Below are 17,057 nucleotides of genomic sequence, written 5' to 3' on the forward strand. Positions count from 1 at the left end.
ATGATGACCGGCAGGCACACCGTGGAACAGAACAGGCACACCGTGGAGGGTACCGACCCTGGACTGTTTGTTGAAGTCCATGAGCCAGCCACCGATGCCGGACTCCGCCCTGTCCTGTTGATTCATGGTTTCTCGTCCTCCAGCAAACTGAACTGGCAGGACAGCGGTTGGATTACCACCCTGCAGGATGCCGGGCGCCTGGTGATCACCGTGGACCTGCCGGGGCATGGCCGGAGCCACTCCCCCGAAGACCTGGATTCCTACACGCCCAGCCGCATCCGCGCGGATCTCCTTCAGATTGTCACCGACGCCAGGGCCCGGCCCCTCCGCGACGGCGACCCCTCCACGGGACTTGACGTCATCGGCTACTCGTTGGGCTCGCGGCTGGCGTGGGAGTTCGGCGCCACCCAGCCCGATCTTGTCCACCGGATGGTCCTGGGCGGCCCAAGCTCAGCAGATCCGCTGGCAGCGTTCGACCTTGTGGCTGCGCAACGGCATCTGGCAGACGGCACGCCCATCGAGGATGCCTCTACGGCAGGGCTGTTGAAAATGGCGCAGATGCTGCCCAGCAACAACCTGTTCGCCATGTTGTCGCTGATCGAGGCCATCAAGGGAGAGCCTTTCGATCCTGCAGAGGCGGCCCCGCACATGCCCCTCTTGCTGGTTGCCGGCGAGAAAGACGAAAGGGCTGCGACCATGCCGGAGCTTGCGTCCATCGCGGGCAAGCATGGCGGCATGGTGGAGACCCTTGTTGTACCGGGCCGCACTCATACCAACGTCATCACAAGCCGGGCGTTCAAGGAAGCGGCCGTCGAGTTCCTCGGCGTGTAGTCCCTGTTCCCGGTCCGGGAAGTTTGTCCCGCAGTGGCTGGCCCCTCATCAGCGGGCCAGCCGCTCGGCGTTAAGGGACATTCTTTCCAAGACACTCAGGGCCATGGCGTACTCATCGATGCCGATGCCCATGGACAAGTCGTGGCGGGCATCGTCCACCAGGCGCTGGGCTTCATGGTACTTCTCCCGGCCTCGGTCACTCAGGGCGAGGCGGTCGTCGATCATGGTGATCATGCCGCGGCCCACCAAGGCGGCCAGTTCCCGCTCACGCAACCGTACATCCCCACCCCACAGCGGCTGCAGGGCTGTCTCCAGCTGGTCCGGAAGCAAGGCGCCCTCCGACAAGGTGCCCAAGGTCTGCCATTGGCGCCGCGTGAGCTTGATCCTGGCCAAGGTACTGTCCAGTTGCACCTCCAACGCGGCGTCGAGCCTCTTGATCCAATATCCGATGGGCTTGTTCACAAGGCCATGCTTTCAGTGGAGGCGTTACCGGGCAAGGTGTGGACGGTAGGCTTGGAAGTGCAAGGAAAAACGTGGAAGTGGAGCAGATGGGCATGCGTTTCAAGGACCGCGCGGAAGCCGGTCGACGCTTGGCGGAAGGACTCCCCCAGTTGCGGGAGCGCCCGGACACCATCATCCTCGGCCTCGCCCGTGGCGGTGTACCGGTGGCAGCGGCTGCAGCCTCCGAGCTGTACCTGCCGTTCGGCGCCGTCCTGGTCCGTAAGCTGGGCATCCCGGGCAGGGACGAAACCGCTTTTGGGGCTTTGGCTTGGTCCCAGGGCGAGGTCCTCCGCATCGTCAACAAGCCGTTGAAGGAACTCATTCTCGCCCACGGAATTCTGCAATCAGCACTGGATGCCGTGGAAGCCCACGAGCGGTCCGAGCTGCTTCGCCGCGCAAAACAGTACCCGGGAACCGGCCATGACCTGCGGGGTAAAACCGTAGTGCTGGCAGATGACGGACTCGCTACCGGCGCCACCATGCGTGCCGCCGTCGAAGCGGTCCGGGCGGGAGGAGCCAGCACCGTGGTGGCGGCAGTCCCAGTGGCATCGTTGGAGGCATCGACGTCCCTGGCAAGGGTGTGCGACCACGTATTTTCCCTCCACACGCCGGGAAAGTTCCACGCTGTTGGCGCGTTTTACGAGCGATTCGAGCAACTCTCCGATGCCGACGTCGTAGGCCAATTGGAAGCTGCAGCGTCAGCGGCCGTCAGTAGCCGCATTTCCCGGGTCACAGGCTCTTAACGAATACCGGGCGCGGCCCCTATGGACCGCACCCGGTATACGACTTCCGCGAGGTGGACTAGTGGTGGACGCTGTAGCCCAGCGGCCGGCCCCTGGTCTCCTTGGCAAGGATGACGCCCACTGCGGAGATGATGCACAGACCCATGATGTAGAGGCCCACCGAACCGGACCATTTGGTGGAATCCAGGAGTGCCTGTGCGATCAGCGGCGCGAAGGCTCCACCGAGGATCGCACCCAGGGCGTAGCCGATGGAGATTCCGGAATACCGGACCTGGGCGGGGAACATCTCGGCGTACATAGCGGACATCGGTCCATAGGAAAGACCCAGCCCAATGGTCAGCACGAACAGTGCGGTTCCGTAGAGCAGGATGTCCTTGGAATCGATCAGGATGAACATGGGAATCATCCAGGCGAAGACCAGGCCATAGCCGATCAGGAACGTCTTGACGCGGCCGATCTTGTCCGACAACCAGCCACCCACCATGGTGAAGATGAGCCAGCCGAAGGACGCAATGGTGGTGGCCAACAGGACCTGCGGAGTGGGCATTTTCAATGTTCGTGTGGCGTAGGAGATGAAGAAGGCAATCAGCAGGTAGCCGGCGGCGTTGTTGGCGATGAAGATCAGCGCAGCGAGGACAACTTCCTTCTTGTTCTTGCGGAAGAGATCACCGAGCGGTGCCTTGCTCTCGGCTTTGCGCTGGGCGATTTCCTTGAACACCGGGCTCTCACCAACAGCGCGACGGATCAGGTATCCCACCACAATGAGGACCACGGACAGCAGGAACGGAACGCGCCAACCCCAAGCGGCAAAGTCTTCCTTTGACATGCCCGACTGCAGGAGGAACAGCAGCCCAGTGGCCAGGATCATGCCGATGGGAACACCGATCTGCGGGTAGGCCCCGAAGAGCCCGCGCTTCTTGATCGGTGCATGCTCCACAGCCATGAGCGCGGCACCGCCCCATTCACCGCCGGCTGAGAAGCCCTGGACCACACGAAGGGTGATCAGCAGGACGGGTGCCCACAGGCCGATGGTGGCATAGGTGGGCAGGAGGCCGATCAACGCGGTGGCAGCCCCCATCATGACGAGCGTCATGACCAGGACGGCCTTCCTGCCCATCCTGTCGCCGAGGTGGCCGGCTACGAACGCGCCCAGCGGGCGGAACAGGAAACTGATGCCGATGGTGGCGAACGACAGGAGTTGCGCGACTCCCGGGTTGGACTTCTCAAGTGGCGAGAGGAACAACGGCGCCAACAGCGTGGCCGTGAGCTGGGCAAAGATGAAGAAGTCGTACCACTCGATGGTGGTGCCCACCAGTGTCCCGGCCAGTACCCGGCGCTCTTCGCGCTTGCTGCTGGGTCCTGACGGGGAGTCGACAGTGGAAGTTGCGGTCATTGGAACTCCATGGGGTGAGAGTGACTGGTCGGCGAGCGAGATGCATTAACCGACAGAACGGTCAGTTAGGAAAGAATACTACAGCTTGTGACCCAAAGCACAGCCCCTGCGATCATCGGCCAACATAGGATGGTGCGCATGAAAGCCAGCAGCGACGTCAACGGTCAGCAGGAAGCAGCAACGCAAGCTCCGCCGTCGCAAACCCTTTCGCGGGGAATCCGGGCATTGGAGATCCTCGCCGCGGCCGAGCGCCCCCTCAGCATCGCCGAACTCACCGAGGCACTCGGCGTGCACCGCTCCGTCGCCTATCGCATCCTGCGCACTTTGGAAGATCACTCCCTGCTGGTTCGCGACGACTCCGGCCGCGTCCAGCCCGGCCCCGGCCTTTCAGTCCTCGCCAGCGGCGTCTCGCGCAACCTGCAAACCGCGGCGCTGCCGGAGCTCACCCAGCTGGCCAACACGCTGCATATGACGGCCTTCGTAGCGGTATGGGATCACCAGGAATGCGTCACGCTGGTCACCGTGGAGCCGCGGCACTCCGGCGCCGCACTCGCCCAACACCCTGGAAGCCGGCACCCCGTGAGCACCGGAGCTCCCGGAATCGCCATCCAATCAACCATGACGGAGGAGCGCTGGCAGCAAGTGGGTGCCGGCAACCCCTACCGCCCCGAAGCCCACGAGGCCCGGCGCCTCGGCTACGCCACCAGCCACGACGAAGTCATAGCCGGGTTATCCTCCATCGCCTCCCCCATCAGGGTTCCGGGCGGGCGGCCGGCCGCGATCGCCGTCGTCTATATCCGCTTGGACCAGGACGCCGACGCCGTTGGCAAGGCACTGGCCGCCAGTGCTGCACGCATCGAAAGCCAGCTGGCCTAAGCCTTTCCTTCCAGGTCAAGTGATGTGCCCCACAGCACAAGACTCCGGAGCATGGGCACCGAATACTCGAAGAAGGACCGGACACGCCGTCCGGTCCTTCTTTCGAGCACGAGAAGGAATCCATGAGCCTGAATCTTCTTGACACCTCCAACTGGCTGCCCCTTGACGGCTTGGCCCCTGGCTTCGACGCCAATAAGGCCCCAACCGTGCAGGACCTTGCGGGACAACAATTTTCAGTCCGCGGTGACGGCGGACCCATGACGTTCAGCTTCGACGACGAAGAAGTGCAATGGGCTGCAGCCGGCCACGCAGGAACAGCCGCCTACGAGGCCTTCGTTGTAGCCGAGGAACTGTATTACTGCCAATGGCAGAGTGTCCTGGAACCGGAACTCGCCGTATCCCTGGTCCTTGATCTTGCGCAGGGCCGGGCGCTCTACATCGGCGCCGCGCTCGGCAGGGCCACCGCCTCCAGTGTCGCCGTGCACCACGACTTCCGCCCCGGAACACTGGATGGTTACCCTGGCACGGGCGAGGCCATCTCGGAAAGCACGGCACTCATCGGCCGGCGCGTCGAATGGGTGTACAGCAACTCACACGCTTACGAACACATCTACCTCAGCCCCACCTGGTACACCTGGCAGTGCCTCGCCGGTCCGGAGCGCGGATTGGCAGACACCGACTCCAACACCGTTTTCCAGGTCCGCCCCGGAATCTTCGTCTTCACCTGGCGGGAGAAAGTCATCCCGTGCGGTTCGGTCACAGTGGCCGACCACCGTGATCCCCGCGCTATCCGCTCCCACGGCAGCCTCTTCGGCTGGAACGAGGAAGGCACGGAACCCGTACATTTCACGTTCGGCGCACACGGCCGCTTGATCAGCATCACCCATCACACGCCGGAACTGAATCCAGCCACCGCCACCTGACCTGAAGGTGGGACGGAGAAAACCCCGGCACGTGGAACGTGCCGGGGTTTTCTCTCTGGGTACGGTTTCAGTCGTCCGACCCGTGGCCAATCCGGGCGTAAAGAGCCGGCTGCGAGCGCCGCAGACGCAGGCCCCACACCACACCCACCACTCCGGGCAACAGGACCAGCATCGGTAAGACGAACGTAGCGGCGGTGGACTCTGTCTGGCCCAGCAAGACGTTGAAGTTGGCCACTATGAGAACAAACACGATGGCAAGGAGCACAAATCCCAGGGCTGGGGCGATCACCCTGACCCACAAACCCGCTCCGTGCTGCTGACGGCGGAAGAAGCCGATCACGGCCAAGGACACCACGGTCATCAGCAGCACCAAGCCCATGGCACCGCTGTTGGTCAGCCAGGTGAACATGGTCAGCACAGGGTAAAGTTCGCCAAGTTCGGAACCGGATCCCGCGATGGCAAAAGCCAGGGTCACGACGACGGCAATCACCGTCTGCGCCAGTGAACCGGCAAACGGGGCCCCGCTGTCCGTCCGGACCTTGGCGAGCGCCGACGGCAGGACGCGTTCGCGTCCGAGGGAGAAGAAGTAGCGCGCCACGGCGTTGTGAAAACTCACAAGTGCGGCGAAGAGACTGGTGACGAAGAGGATTTGGGCGATGTCGCTCAACAGCACGCCTCCGTTGGCGCCAAGGAAAGCGAAGATCATGTCCGGACCATTGGCGGTGGCCGTCTCGATGACAGCGGACGGGCCAGCCCCCATGGTCATGGCCCAGGCCGATACCGCGTAGAAGACGGCGATGATACCCACTGCTGCGAACGTAGCCCGCGCTACAGTGCGCTTGGGGTCCTTGGACTCCTCACCGTAGATGGCGGCGGATTCAAAGCCCATGAACGCGGCAATGCCGAAGGACAGGACTGCTCCGATCCCGGGAACAAACAGGCTCTCGGGGCTGAAGGTCACAGCGCTGATTCCCTCAGGAGCCACGGCGAGGCTGATGACGTCGTACACAATGACCACCAGGAATTCGAGGGCCACCAGGACCCCGAGCACTTTGGCGGACAGATCCACCCTGTTCACGCCCAGCCACCCCACGATGGCGATGCAGACGAGTACCGGGATCCACCAGGGAACGCTGACGCCCAGGCGGGCCGACAGGAGCGATGAAACCGTGAAGCCGAAGAGTCCATAAATGCCCACTTGCATCAGGTTGTAGGCCATCAGGGCAATCAGCGACGCTCCGACCCCGGCGGGCCTTGAGATGCCTTGGGCGATGTAGGCGTAGAAGGCACCGGCGTTGGTGACGTAGCGGCTCATCGCGGCATATCCCACGGCGAACAGCGCCAGGATTCCGCCCAGGATGAGGAAGGACAACGGAACCCCCGTCACGCCGGTGACCGCGAAGGTAGTGGTCACTCCGCCTGCGAGGACGGTGAGCGGCGCCGAGGCCGCAATAATCATGAAGGTCACTGCCGGTACGCCAAGCCGCCTCTTGGTGCCGACCGCTCCGGCGGTCCTGCCCTTGACGGGGTTATCCACGCTCATAGTGTGCTCCTGCCTCGGTGCCGCGGGAGATTGCACGGCACGGTGTCTGTCATTCCGCAATCTTCCACCGCAGGGAGCGCGCGTGACTTGTCTCACACGGCAAGGTGTTTGTCGCTGCACGCAAGCACGGCGGCATGCGGGCTCCGGTGTAGAATCGTGGGCAAGCTCACGTCCGCGCACCCGGCATTCAGGCCCCAGTGGCAGCGGCACCGCGGGCCATTGAAAGGGAAGTTGATGACCGTCGCGGCTGATACGGGCCCCGCAACCGTGGAAACCATCGTGGCGGAGTCGTTCCAGGAGTGGAGCAGGGCAATCTCTGCCTCCTTCGTACCCCTGCTGGCCCAGGGGCCGCGCAATTCGACTTTTCACGGCACCATGCGTGCTCGCGTCCTGGGGCAGATCTCCGTTGTGGAAATCACCGCCGGACCCCACACTGTCCTGCGTACGCCTGAACTGATTGCCAAGTCCAGTGGTCGCTACTTCAAGCTCAGCATCCAGCTCACCGGGTCCGGTCGTCTTGTTCAGGACGAACGTGAAGCCGTGTTGCGCCCTGGCGATCTTTCCATCTACGACACCTCCCGCCCGTATCAGCTAACGTTCGACGACGACTTCCGCACTCTGGTGCTGATGTTCCCGCACGTTTTGCTGGACTTGCCGGCTGAAGCCATGGGTCACGTGACTGCCTTGAGGATTCCGGGAGATGAAGGCCTGGGCGAACTCATCAGCCCCTTCCTGGTGAAGCTGGCCGACAACCTTGAAGCCCTCTCCGGTGCCAATGGGCTCCGGCTGGTCCACAATGCCCTGGACCTGGTGACAACGCTCTTCAACGGTGAGCTCGACCAACTGATCGAGACCGGCCGGGATCCCCACCTCCTGTTGCTGGGGCGCATCCACGACTACATCGAGGCCAACCTCGGCGATCCCGGCCTCTCCCCCGGAAGCATTGCAGCGGCGCACTACATCTCTACCCGGCACCTGCACGATCTCTTCCAGGAAATCGGCACCACCGTGGCCTCCTCCATCCGCCAGCGCCGGCTTGAACGCTGCCGGCGGGACCTCAGGGATCCCGTGCTGGCCGATCGCCCCGTCACGGCCATCGCCGCACGCTGGGGATTCACCGACGCCGCGCACTTCAGCCGGATCTTCAGGGCCGCCTTCGGGAACTCCCCCACCGGCTACCGCAACGGCGACTGACGGCCCTTGCACCGAAAGCCCGGCAGACGCCGTCGAGCAGTTGCTGGGCGGCAGTAACCTGGCGGCCGCTGCTATGCGGCCGCCGTCGGGGCCGTCCCCTGGTCCGTCAGGGCCGCCATCTCCTCCAGCATGGTCCGCAGCAGGCGGTCCTCCAACCCTGCGCAAGCGGGATCACCCGCACGGTTGATCAATTCCCCCGGATCGGAGAGGTGATCGTACAGTTCGGCAATCCCGGTGCCGAAGTACCGGGTCAACCGGCCCTCGGGCGTGATGACCGTCCGCATGCGGACCGGCCCCGGAAGTCCGTCCAAACCAAACGGTTGCTCTTCCTCCACCAACAGCGCGTCCCGATGATGCTCCGCCTTCCCCTGCAGCAACGGCACCAGCGAGCGGCCCTGAATTCCCCGGTAGCCTTGGGAGCCAGTGAGCTCCAGGAGTGTCGGGGCAAGGTCCGCGCTGGAAACCAAAGCCTCGGTGCGGCGCGGCGGGCTGCCGGGAAGATGCACCACCAAGGGCACATTGGTCACTGCCCGATAGTGGACAAAGTGCTTGAGCATCAGGCCGTGGTCGCCGAACAGGTCTCCATGATCGCTGGTGAACACCACAATGGTGTCCTCGGCCAACCCCTGGCGGTCCAACTCGTCCAGGATCCGGCCGATGTGCTCGTCCATCATGGTGATCAGGCCATATTGCGCGGCAGCGGCATTCCTGTACTGGTCCTCGGTGGCCGCCCACGTCATGGTCGGGTCCATGTTGGGCTCCCCACGGCGCTCAATCATGTCCTTCACGTGCGCCGGCGACCCTGAGTGATCCTGGTCAAAGCCGAGCGGGAGCGGCAAGTCCTCTGGATCATAGAGGTCCGAATAGCCCGCCGGCGGAGAGAACGGATGGTGGGGATCGGGGAAGGACACGAACATGAAGAAGGGCTGGTCCTGGCCCGCGGCATCCTTGAGGTGCTCGATTGCCTTCTCGCTCACATAGCTCGTGGGGTGTACCTCCGCCGGAATGGCCGTCTGGTACACCTGGTCCCACCCGCCGTACGTGCTGGATGAATTTGCAGGACCACCCAGCATTTCCGGGTCGACGCCCCGTTCGCGTGCCCAGTGCACGTAGTGGCCGCCGGGCCGGTCCCCGTGGCCGATCACCAGGTCCACATGCTGGTAGCCGTAGTAGTCCGAGGGCAGCGCAATAAACCGATCATCGTGTGCATCACGGTTCTCCCATTGGTCCCACCCCGGAGGGAAAGCCGGGCGACGGGCGTCGGTTGCTCCCGCGTCCAGCAACATGGGGTCGGTGGCCCGGATCTCCTCGGCCTGGTGCGGCTCAAACTCCCAGCCCATGTTCTGGTGGTGCAGCTTTCCCACACCCACAGTCCGATAGCCGTCCGCGCCCAGGGACCCTGGAACGGTCTGCGTGAGCGGATCCAAGGTGATGCCGTTGCACCGCGTCCCGTGCGCGGACGGCCATCTTCCGGTCATCAGGCTGGCACGGTTTGGCATACACGTGGGGTTGGCCACTGTCGCGTTCTCAAAAACGATGCTCTTGGCCGCGAGCGCATCCAAGCGCGGCGTTTTGACCGTGCCATTGCCACCGAAACCCAAGTGGTCGGCCCGGAGCTGATCGGCGATGATGAACAGCACGTTGGGTCGGCGGTTATCGGTCCTGCGGCGCTGCCCCGTCATGCGGGCCTCTTGATGAGCGAGAGCACATCCGTCCGCTGCCGCGCGAATTCCGGCAGCGAGCGCGTGGTGATCTGGTCGCGCGGCGCGGGCAGGTCCACGTCCACCACCTTCAGGACGCGCGCTGGCCGGGACCCCAGCACCACTACCCGGTCCGCGAGGTAGACAGCCTCGTCGATGTCGTGGGTCACCACCAGGATGGTCATGTTGAAGTCCCTCCGGATCGTCAAGCACAGATCCTCCAGGTCAAAGCGGGTCTGCGCGTCCACTGAGGCGAAAGGCTCGTCCATGATCAGGATTTCGGGCCGGTAGGCCAGTGCCCGGGCAATCGCGACACGCTGCTGCATGCCTCCTGACAGCTGCCAAGGATACTGGTTGTCTGCGTGGGAGAGACCGACGGCGGCCAGCGCACTGTCGCAGCGCTCTTTCAGTTCCGCTGCGGGCAGCTTGAGGTGCCGCAGGGGAAGGACCAAGTTCTTCCGGACGGTGAGCCATGGCATCAGTGATCGGTTGTAGTCCTGGAAGACCAGTGCCATTTCCGGAGGCGGGCCGCTGATGGTCCGCCCGTCAATGGACGCCCGTCCGCTGGTGGCCGGTTGGAGCCCTGCCAGGCATTTCAGGAGCGTCGTCTTGCCAACGCCCGAAGGACCCACGATGCAGACAACCTCGCCGGCATCCACGGTGAAGGTCAGGTCTTCGATCACAGTGCGGGCTTTTCCGCCGCTGCCGTACGTCTTTGCGAGATGCGCCACGTCCAGCCGTGGCGTGGTTTCGCTGACGCGGGTTTCTGGTTGCTGTGCCATGGTGGACTTTCTGTTGCGGGTGGGAAGAGTCGGGGCTTGACGGCTGCTCATGCTGCACGCGCCAGGCGACGGGATCCGATGTACCAGGACAGGACCTTGCGCCGGAGCAGGCCGAACAGGATGTTGACCAGGAATCCGATGACGCCCAGGAGCAGGATCCCTGCCCACATGTCAGCGGTCATGAAACTCTGTTGGGCCAGCAAGGTCATGGCCCCGATACCCTGCGAACTGCCCAGCATTTCGCTGGCGATCATCACGATAAAGGCCACCTGCAGGCTCACCTGGAGCCCGGAGAAGATCTGTGGAGCCGCCGCGGGAAGGAGGACATTCAGCACTCGCTCCTTCCGTGTCAGGCGGTAGACCCTGGCGACGTCCAAGAGGTCGTTGCTAACGCTGCGGATGCCGTCCACTGTGGCGATCATGGTGGGAAACAACGCCGCGAGCGCGATGCTTGTGACACGCATTTGGGTACCGAAGCCGATGAGGGAAATAAAGATCGGTACCAGTGCCACCGGCGGAATACCCCGAAGGAAGTGGATCAAAGGGTCGATCATCCACCGGACCGGCGGAACCAGGGCCGTAATGAAGCCCAGTGCAATGCCCGCCACGGCTGCGATGGCGAAACCGATAAGAAGGTTTCCCAAGCTGAGCAGGACATCGGACTGGAAGTGGTCAAAGAGCCACAACTCCTGGAAACGGACAAGGATGGTTTCCAACGGGGGAAAGAAGGGATCGGTGGAGTTCGCGGAGAGGAACCACCACGCCACCAGCAGCAGTACGGGGGCGCCTGCGCCGATCACCCAGTTACGCATTGTGAGGTTTCGCATCAGGGCACCACTTCCCGGTAGGTCTCATGCCAGTGCAGGACACGGCGCTCGGCCAGCCTGGTGGCACCTTGGAACAACAGACCCAGGACACCGAGGACAATCACCAGTCCATACAGAGTGGCGTAGTCACCTGCTGCTTGGGCTTGGTAGATGTTTTGGCCCAGGCCTGGACCGCCGCCGAGCAGTCCCGCCACCACGGTGACCACCAACGCGGCGGGCGCTGCCACTCGCATCGCTGTTCCGATGTAGGGCATGGCACTGGGCAGCACCACCCGAGCCAGGATTTCTCCCTCACCCATGCCGTAGGATCGGGCGGTGTCGCGTGCCACGGGATCGGTGCCCTGCACGCCGTCAACGGTTTGCATAACGATGGGGAGCAAGCACCCGAACACCACCAGGAACAGCGACATCTCGACGGTGGGTCCCAGGACCAGCACTGCAAGGGGCAGGATGACGATCGGCGGGACTGGCTTGAGGAACTCCAGCACTGCCAAGGTGGCGTACCGGACGGCTTCGAAGCTGCCGACAAGCAACCCGATTGCTACTCCCGCCACTGCGGCCACTGCCAATGCGAGCAATGCGATGCCGATGGTGGCACCGAGGGAGGACCAGAAGGTGCCAGTCCCCAGAATGGTCGCGAGGGTGGTGAAGACCGTGGTGGCCGGAGGAAGAGCGTTTCCTGCCACCTTGGCGTCCGCGAGGACCTGCCAGATAACCAGGGCTGCCGCGACGCCAAGGACACTGAAGGCGAAGGGGCGGATGGATGCTTTCATGATGAATCTCCCACGTCGCTCCTCTGCCTACTTGTCGAAAATGATGTCGGCAGGCAGCTTCACCGGGGCACTCAGGAAGCCAAGGTCGGCAAGATTGTTGTTGGCCCGCTCGATGTCCTCCAAGCGAACCTCCTCCGGCCAGTAGTTCACCGCACCGGACTTGACCACCTCCAACGGAGTCTTGGTGATCTCGGCGCTGAGCTGCTGGGCTTCATCGATGTGGCCGTTGGCGTAAGCGTTCGCCTTGTAGATGGCTGCCTTGAAACCCTCCAGGGCTTTTTCCTTGGACTTGACAGTGTTGGCCCCGGAAACCCAGAGTCCAATGGCTCCCTGTTCGAAGAATTCGACCCCTGGCGAAGCCAACAGCTGGTTGCCCTCGGAGACTCCCTTGGACGTAAAGGGGGCAACCAGGGAGGCCGCGTCAACGCGTCCGGAGTTCAGCGATTGCAGGGCCGACGACGGGTCGAGGACCATCCAGTTCACTTTGGCGGGATCTCCCCCGTCGTCCTTGACCAGTTTGCTGACCGTGACCTCCAGCTGCGCTTTCCGTGCCGGAACACTGACGCTCTTGCCTTCGAGGTCCTTCGGTCGGGTGATGGAGGATGCTTTCTGGACAAGGAGGCCAGTGTCGTCCACGCGGTTGAGGTCGCTGGCTTCTCCTGCCCCGTCCTTGTAACCGTCCGCGGCGGCGACGATCTTGAGCGGCACGTTCTGGCTCAGAGCGTTCAGGAGCGGAATGGAGGGCGTGTAGGTGACGTCGATCTGACCACTTTGGGCAGCTGCAATGCCTGCCGGCGGGTTGGCTATGACAGAGATCTCGACGTTGAGACCCTGCTCCTTGAAGTAGCCCTTGTCAACGGCCAGGCGGATACCGGCATCGGACCCGATGCCGATGGTTCCCACCTTGAGTGTGGTGGTACCGTCCGCGGCTGGGGCGGCAGCCGGGCCCGACCCGCCCCCGCAGGCTGCAAGCGCCATGGACAGGACTGCGGCCACGGCCAAAGGAATAGTGCGTCGCATGTGGTGCTCCTTGAATCATGAATGGTGGAACGGAAAGGGATGGTTCTAGCTGGTGGATTGGTGGACTACGCGGCCGCCGCTCAGGGTGAGGCTGACCCCTGTGTCCAGGAGCTTCTCGATTTCGTCATCGGCGGGCCATGGGTTGTTCAGCAGGCACAGGTCAGCTGCCCTGCCGGGTATCAGTGCGCCCTTGAAGTGCTCGGCGTGGTCCTGCCAGGCGGCGTCAACGGTCATGGCGGCCAACGCCTGAAGGCCCGTGATCCGCTCCGGATCATGGTGCCTGCCCGGTACGGAACGGGTGGCCCGGCGGACGGCAGCCACTACGGTGCGTCGCCAGTCCGCGCTGGTCACGGGAGCGTCGGAGGCCAAGTTGAAACGGACGCCCGCTTCCAAGGCTGAATGCAGGGGTTGGTGGTGGGAGAATCTGTCCTCACCGAGCACTTGGCGCATGATGTCACCTGCTTCTTGGCGGATCAGGGGGTTGGTGCTGTAACCAATGCCTCGGGACGCCATGGTGTTCAGCAGGCTGGAATCGCTGAAGGCTCCGTGGATGACGTAGTGGCGATTCCCGGCCGAGGATGACGTCCCTCCGGATCCGCCGTCCGCTGCGATGATCGCCTCCACGGCAGCGGCGGTGGCAGCATCTCCCGTGGCGTGGACACCGGCCTGCAGACCGGCGTCATTGATGAGCTTCAGGATCTTGTTGAGTTCGGCCACCCGCCCTTCATCAGTGGCTCCTTGGATCACCAGGCTGCCGTGCGTGCACGCCGCGCCGTAGGGCTCGCTCATCCAGGCGGTGCCGCTGCGTGGAATCCCGTCCGCGAAAATCTTCACGCCTGCGATCCTCAACTGCTCCGGATCGATGCCGCGATTCAGGTAGGTTCCTGCCAGCCCACTGCGGAGGCCGGCGTCGATGGCTTGGGCATTGGCTCCACCGGTTCCCGCGAAGAGCATCAGGACGTTGATCCTCAACGTCAGCTCATCCGCAGCGGCGAGGTCGCCCAGCAACTCAAGTGCCGCCGTCGAGCCGGCCCCGTCCATGAGTCCCGCGCTGGCCGGACCCAGGCCAGGGTCGGTGAGGGACGTGATGCCAAGCGAGTGCAACTGTTCCTGGAGGCTTAGCAGCGCGGGGCGCAGCGTCGCTGCGGGAACCGGCGGCATGGCCCGCGAGACGAGTTCCATGGCTCCGTCCTGGAGCAGGCCGATGGGACTGCCATCTACTGCCCTCACGATCACCCCGCCGTCGACGTCCGGCGTTGCAGCGGTAATCCCCGCTCGGCGGAGCGCTTCCCGGTTGGCAAGGAGTTGATGGCCTGTGCTGTCGAATGCCACCACGGGCGTGCCGGGCGCGCAATCCAGCAGATGCCCCTTTGCCGGCCCCAGGACGGCCTCGTCCCAACCATGGGCACGAATCCAGCCGTCCTCCCCCACCTGCGCTGCCGAGACGACGTCGACGACGGCCGCCCAGTCCGGCGCCACTGCCGGGTCCAGGCGCACATACCCAAAGGCGGCCATGGCCGCCGACACGAAGTGCAGATGGGCGTCGTTGATGCCCGGTATGACGGCCCCACCCTCGGCATCGACCACACGCGTGTTCTGCCCGATCCACTGGCTCACTTCTTCTTGGCCAAGCCCCGCGATGCGGCCGTCCTTGACGGCGATGGCGTCTGCCATGCGGTCTGGCTGTGCCGGGTCCATGGTGTGGACCGAGGCATTCACGATCACCAGATCAGCGAAATCTTGCATCGGTTCTCCTCAGGTCACCGCATCAAAATGTGATGCAGACAACGTTCTTCCAAGAAGTATGTCGCTTGACTGGGTCACTTGACTAGGTTTTGACGTAAAATTTCTTCCAGAGGACTTTTCCGCCTTCACGGCACGGCCAAAAGGCCGTCACGGCGGATAGCACCTACGATCGATGAGACCCTTGGTTCGGTGAAGCCGATCACGGGTGGAATGACCATGAGGAAGGTGAACGGATGGCCAGGGTTCCCGCCGAAGAAAGGCGGCTGCAGTTCGTCGAAGCGGCAGCCAGGGTGATCGCACAGGATGGACTCGCCTCGGCTACGACCCGCCGAATCGCCAGTGAAGCCGACGCTCCCCTTGCGGCTTTGCACTACTGCTTCCGCAGCAAGGACGAGCTCCTCGAAGAGGTGTACAACTTCCTCAGCCGGGACTATGCCAAGGCACTCGAACCCGTGGACGACCCGGGCATGGGGTTGCGCCACATGGTGGGTGCCCACGCCCGACGCATCTGGAGCCGTATGCTGGAGAATCCTCACGAGCAGGTCACCACGTTCGAACTCTTGCTCCGGCGCTTCCGTGTGGAAGCCGAAGACCAGCCGCAGGCATTGCTGATGAACCGCTCCATGTACGACGGTTGGGTCAGTTCAACACTGGAATTGTTCCGCGGAGCAGCTCAGGCCGCCGGCGAACCCGTCCCCGCGAATCTGGCAGACATCACCCGTTTGTTCATTTCGGGGATCGACGGCATCAGCATGCAACATTTGGCCGACCCCGACGAGGAACGGTCCATGCGATTGGTGGAACTCATGGCCTTGTCCCTCGCCGGAGCGCTTGACTACGCCTGAGGCCGTCGCTTCATCGCCAGGGACGTGACAACCCCCAGCAGCAACAGGCCGGCAGCGGCGGCCATGGAAACCACGAACGCCGCACCGGGGCCCTGTGTTTCGGCCAACTGTCCAGCCAAGTAGGAGCCCAAGGCCGTTCCGGCCACGATGCCACTGGCAAGGGCCGTCATCACCGTCGCCATCCGGCCTGCCGGTGCAACAACGCCACCAATGCTGAAGACCGTGACCATCACCGGACCCACCGGAATGCCGAGTACCAGCAACACAAAGATCATCGGCCAAATGCCCGCAGGAAGAAGCAGAAGCAAGGACAAAACCGACATCGCCAGCGCGGCCACAACCCACCGCGAGGCCAAGCTGAAGCGCTGCGGCCAGAAAGCCACAGACAAAGCCGCCACCGCCGAGCTGAGGCCCATCACCGCATACAGCAGCCCGGCGATCTCAGCCGTCGCGTACTCAGCGGAGAAAGCGCTCAAGGCGTTCTGCGTGGCACCGAAGAAGGTGCCCATGCACACCATCGCCACCACCGGCACGGCCACTACGGCACCGGCCCATCGGCTGCGACGCGGCGGGGTTGTCTGCGTGCCTTGGTCACCGGAAACCACGACGACGGCCGTCGCCTTCCGTTGCGCCGGCACCACGGCTTGCTGACTGGGGTGGACAGCAAACGCGGGGACCAAGGTGATGGTCATGACAGCAGCAAGGGCGAGCGGCAACCACGGTGCCACCATGCTGGCCAACACGCCCACCAAGGCCGGGCCAAGAACAAAGGTGACCTCGTCCGCAGTGCCCTCATAGGACAGGGCGGTGTCCAGGTCCGCCCGGTTGGCGGCGACGCTCTTGCTGCCGCCAGGGCCGCTCGGAGAAAGGTTACGGGTGGTCAACGCCATCCAGCGCACGCGCGCCATGGGACCAACTTGGGGACAGCTGGCGCCGGCGAGGAAGGCTGCGATGAGGACGCCTGTGGCATCGGCCACTGAACTGTAGCCGGGAGTTACATAGGCCGCGGCCAGGAGTCCGGCAACAGCCAGGGTATTGATGACGGCGGCAACGAGCAGGACGATGCGCTGCCCTGCGCGATCAGCCAACGAGCCAAGGACGGGGGCGCCCAAAGCCGAGCCAATGCCGACCGCTCCGGCAGCCATGCCGCCGATTGCATACGAATGGCTGACCGCGGTCACCAGCGTCAGGGTGCCAACGGTCAACATGGCCAGGGGAAGCCGGGCAAAGAGGCCCAGCGGCAGGAACCCAGGTCCCGCCAGTTCCGGAAGGCGTGCGAAACGGCCTGGCAGGCGTGATGAGCGCGTAGGCGCCGATGACAAAGGCTGGGAGGCCACAGAAGATTTTTCCATTAATCCGG

At 63.7% G+C, this 17,057-nt stretch carries 16 protein-coding genes; 6 read left to right on the forward strand and 10 right to left on the reverse strand.

The genetic code is table 11. From position 1 onward, the window contains the following. A complete protein-coding gene (locus tag ACR30Z_RS00550; RefSeq protein WP_434370936.1) occupies positions 1–831 on the forward strand; it encodes an alpha/beta fold hydrolase in 831 nt (276 codons plus the stop codon). A 48-nt stretch (positions 832–879) separates the two neighbouring features. On the opposite strand, the gene ACR30Z_RS00555 is transcribed toward ACR30Z_RS00550, so the two are convergent. Further along, on the reverse strand, positions 880–1,293 hold the full coding sequence (locus ACR30Z_RS00555) for a MarR family transcriptional regulator (RefSeq protein ID WP_144649695.1): 414 nt from the start codon (positions 1,291–1,293) through the stop codon (positions 880–882). A 71-nt stretch (positions 1,294–1,364) separates the two neighbouring features. Here ACR30Z_RS00555 and ACR30Z_RS00560 point away from each other — a divergent pair, with 71 nt between their 5' ends. Then, positions 1,365–2,075, forward strand: a complete 711-nt coding sequence (locus ACR30Z_RS00560; RefSeq protein ID WP_144649697.1) for a phosphoribosyltransferase — start codon at positions 1,365–1,367, stop codon at positions 2,073–2,075. A gap of 58 nt (positions 2,076–2,133) precedes the next feature. On the opposite strand, the gene ACR30Z_RS00565 is transcribed toward ACR30Z_RS00560, so the two are convergent. Further along, positions 2,134–3,468, reverse strand: a complete 1,335-nt coding sequence (locus ACR30Z_RS00565; RefSeq protein ID WP_144649699.1) for an MFS transporter — start codon at positions 3,466–3,468, stop codon at positions 2,134–2,136. A gap of 129 nt (positions 3,469–3,597) precedes the next feature. On the opposite strand from ACR30Z_RS00565, the gene ACR30Z_RS00570 reads away from it, so the two are divergent. Together ACR30Z_RS00570 and ACR30Z_RS00575 are read left to right on the forward strand one after the other, a co-directional pair. After that, complete coding sequence (locus ACR30Z_RS00570) at positions 3,598–4,344, forward strand: IclR family transcriptional regulator (protein WP_434371371.1); 747 nt, start codon at positions 3,598–3,600, stop codon at positions 4,342–4,344. Positions 4,345–4,466: 122 nt separating this feature from the next. Next, complete coding sequence (locus tag ACR30Z_RS00575) at positions 4,467–5,267, forward strand: MoaF C-terminal domain-containing protein (protein ID WP_434370939.1); 801 nt, start codon at positions 4,467–4,469, stop codon at positions 5,265–5,267. Positions 5,268–5,334: 67 nt separating this feature from the next. On the opposite strand, the gene ACR30Z_RS00580 is transcribed toward ACR30Z_RS00575, so the two are convergent. Next, the gene (locus ACR30Z_RS00580) at positions 5,335–6,810 is read right to left on the reverse strand and encodes an APC family permease (RefSeq protein WP_144649703.1); all 1,476 of its coding nucleotides are present in this window, start codon (positions 6,808–6,810) and stop codon (positions 5,335–5,337) included. A gap of 234 nt (positions 6,811–7,044) precedes the next feature. Between ACR30Z_RS00580 and ACR30Z_RS00585 the strand changes: the two genes are divergently transcribed. Further along, positions 7,045–8,004, forward strand: coding sequence for a helix-turn-helix domain-containing protein (locus tag ACR30Z_RS00585; RefSeq protein WP_434370942.1), 960 nt, complete (start codon positions 7,045–7,047; stop codon positions 8,002–8,004). A 71-nt stretch (positions 8,005–8,075) separates the two neighbouring features. Here ACR30Z_RS00585 and ACR30Z_RS00590 read toward each other — a convergent pair whose 3' ends face one another. Genes ACR30Z_RS00590 through ACR30Z_RS00615 form a run of 6 tightly spaced genes read right to left on the reverse strand, consistent with a single transcriptional unit; the run spans position 8,076 to position 14,852 of the window. Beyond that, positions 8,076–9,686 carry a sulfatase family protein gene (locus ACR30Z_RS00590; protein ID WP_144649707.1) on the reverse strand — a complete coding sequence of 537 codons (1,611 nt, stop codon included), beginning with the start codon at positions 9,684–9,686 and terminating at the stop codon, positions 8,076–8,078. Next, entirely contained in the window at positions 9,683–10,537 is an 855-nt protein-coding gene (locus ACR30Z_RS00595) for an ABC transporter ATP-binding protein (protein ID WP_434370944.1), read from the reverse strand. Before ACR30Z_RS00595 ends, ACR30Z_RS00590 begins: the two co-directional genes overlap by 4 nt. After that, positions 10,534–11,313 carry an ABC transporter permease gene (locus tag ACR30Z_RS00600; RefSeq protein ID WP_144649711.1) on the reverse strand — a complete coding sequence of 260 codons (780 nt, stop codon included), beginning with the start codon at positions 11,311–11,313 and terminating at the stop codon, positions 10,534–10,536. The genes ACR30Z_RS00595 and ACR30Z_RS00600 overlap by 4 nt, the downstream gene beginning before the upstream one ends. Next, positions 11,313–12,086: an ABC transporter permease gene (locus ACR30Z_RS00605; RefSeq protein ID WP_144649713.1), complete on the reverse strand. Its 774-nt coding sequence runs from the start codon at positions 12,084–12,086 to the stop codon at positions 11,313–11,315. Before ACR30Z_RS00605 ends, ACR30Z_RS00600 begins: the two co-directional genes overlap by 1 nt. A gap of 27 nt (positions 12,087–12,113) precedes the next feature. Further along, on the reverse strand, positions 12,114–13,106 hold the full coding sequence (locus tag ACR30Z_RS00610) for an ABC transporter substrate-binding protein (RefSeq protein WP_144649715.1): 993 nt from the start codon (positions 13,104–13,106) through the stop codon (positions 12,114–12,116). Positions 13,107–13,151: 45 nt separating this feature from the next. Next, a complete protein-coding gene (locus ACR30Z_RS00615) occupies positions 13,152–14,852 on the reverse strand; it encodes an amidohydrolase (RefSeq protein ID WP_434370946.1) in 1,701 nt (566 codons plus the stop codon). Positions 14,853–15,085: 233 nt separating this feature from the next. Between ACR30Z_RS00615 and ACR30Z_RS00620 the strand changes: the two genes are divergently transcribed. Then, entirely contained in the window at positions 15,086–15,697 is a 612-nt protein-coding gene (locus tag ACR30Z_RS00620; protein ID WP_144649720.1) for a TetR/AcrR family transcriptional regulator, read from the forward strand. On the opposite strand, the gene ACR30Z_RS00625 is transcribed toward ACR30Z_RS00620, so the two are convergent. Beyond that, positions 15,688–17,049, reverse strand: a complete 1,362-nt coding sequence (locus ACR30Z_RS00625) for an MFS transporter (protein WP_434370949.1) — start codon at positions 17,047–17,049, stop codon at positions 15,688–15,690. The two genes, ACR30Z_RS00620 and ACR30Z_RS00625, sit on opposite strands and share 10 nt — an antisense overlap. Positions 17,050–17,057 lie beyond the last annotated feature (8 nt).

The organism is Paenarthrobacter sp. FR1 (assembly GCF_051106045.1).
Lineage (GTDB): Bacteria > Actinomycetota > Actinomycetes > Actinomycetales > Micrococcaceae > Arthrobacter > Arthrobacter nitroguajacolicus_A.

Excerpts from the sequence above, each read along its gene's own strand:
- ACR30Z_RS00550 (WP_434370936.1), top strand. The coding sequence starts at position 1 with ATGATGACCGGCAGGCACACCGTGGAACAGAACAGGCACACCGTGGAG.
- ACR30Z_RS00565 (WP_144649699.1), bottom strand. The coding sequence starts at position 3,468 with ATGACCGCAACTTCCACTGTCGACTCCCCGTCAGGACCCAGCAGCAAG.
- ACR30Z_RS00570 (WP_434371371.1), top strand. The coding sequence starts at position 3,598 with ATGGTGCGCATGAAAGCCAGCAGCGACGTCAACGGTCAGCAGGAAGCA.
- ACR30Z_RS00575 (WP_434370939.1), top strand. The coding sequence starts at position 4,467 with ATGAGCCTGAATCTTCTTGACACCTCCAACTGGCTGCCCCTTGACGGC.
- ACR30Z_RS00580 (WP_144649703.1), bottom strand. The coding sequence starts at position 6,810 with ATGAGCGTGGATAACCCCGTCAAGGGCAGGACCGCCGGAGCGGTCGGC.
- ACR30Z_RS00585 (WP_434370942.1), top strand. The coding sequence starts at position 7,045 with ATGACCGTCGCGGCTGATACGGGCCCCGCAACCGTGGAAACCATCGTG.
- ACR30Z_RS00590 (WP_144649707.1), bottom strand. The coding sequence starts at position 9,686 with ATGACGGGGCAGCGCCGCAGGACCGATAACCGCCGACCCAACGTGCTG.
- ACR30Z_RS00595 (WP_434370944.1), bottom strand. The coding sequence starts at position 10,537 with ATGAGCAGCCGTCAAGCCCCGACTCTTCCCACCCGCAACAGAAAGTCC.
- ACR30Z_RS00600 (WP_144649711.1), bottom strand. The coding sequence starts at position 11,313 with ATGCGAAACCTCACAATGCGTAACTGGGTGATCGGCGCAGGCGCCCCC.
- ACR30Z_RS00605 (WP_144649713.1), bottom strand. The coding sequence starts at position 12,086 with ATGAAAGCATCCATCCGCCCCTTCGCCTTCAGTGTCCTTGGCGTCGCG.
- ACR30Z_RS00610 (WP_144649715.1), bottom strand. The coding sequence starts at position 13,106 with ATGCGACGCACTATTCCTTTGGCCGTGGCCGCAGTCCTGTCCATGGCG.
- ACR30Z_RS00615 (WP_434370946.1), bottom strand. The coding sequence starts at position 14,852 with ATGCAAGATTTCGCTGATCTGGTGATCGTGAATGCCTCGGTCCACACC.
- ACR30Z_RS00620 (WP_144649720.1), top strand. The coding sequence starts at position 15,086 with ATGGCCAGGGTTCCCGCCGAAGAAAGGCGGCTGCAGTTCGTCGAAGCG.
- ACR30Z_RS00625 (WP_434370949.1), bottom strand. The coding sequence starts at position 17,049 with ATGGAAAAATCTTCTGTGGCCTCCCAGCCTTTGTCATCGGCGCCTACG.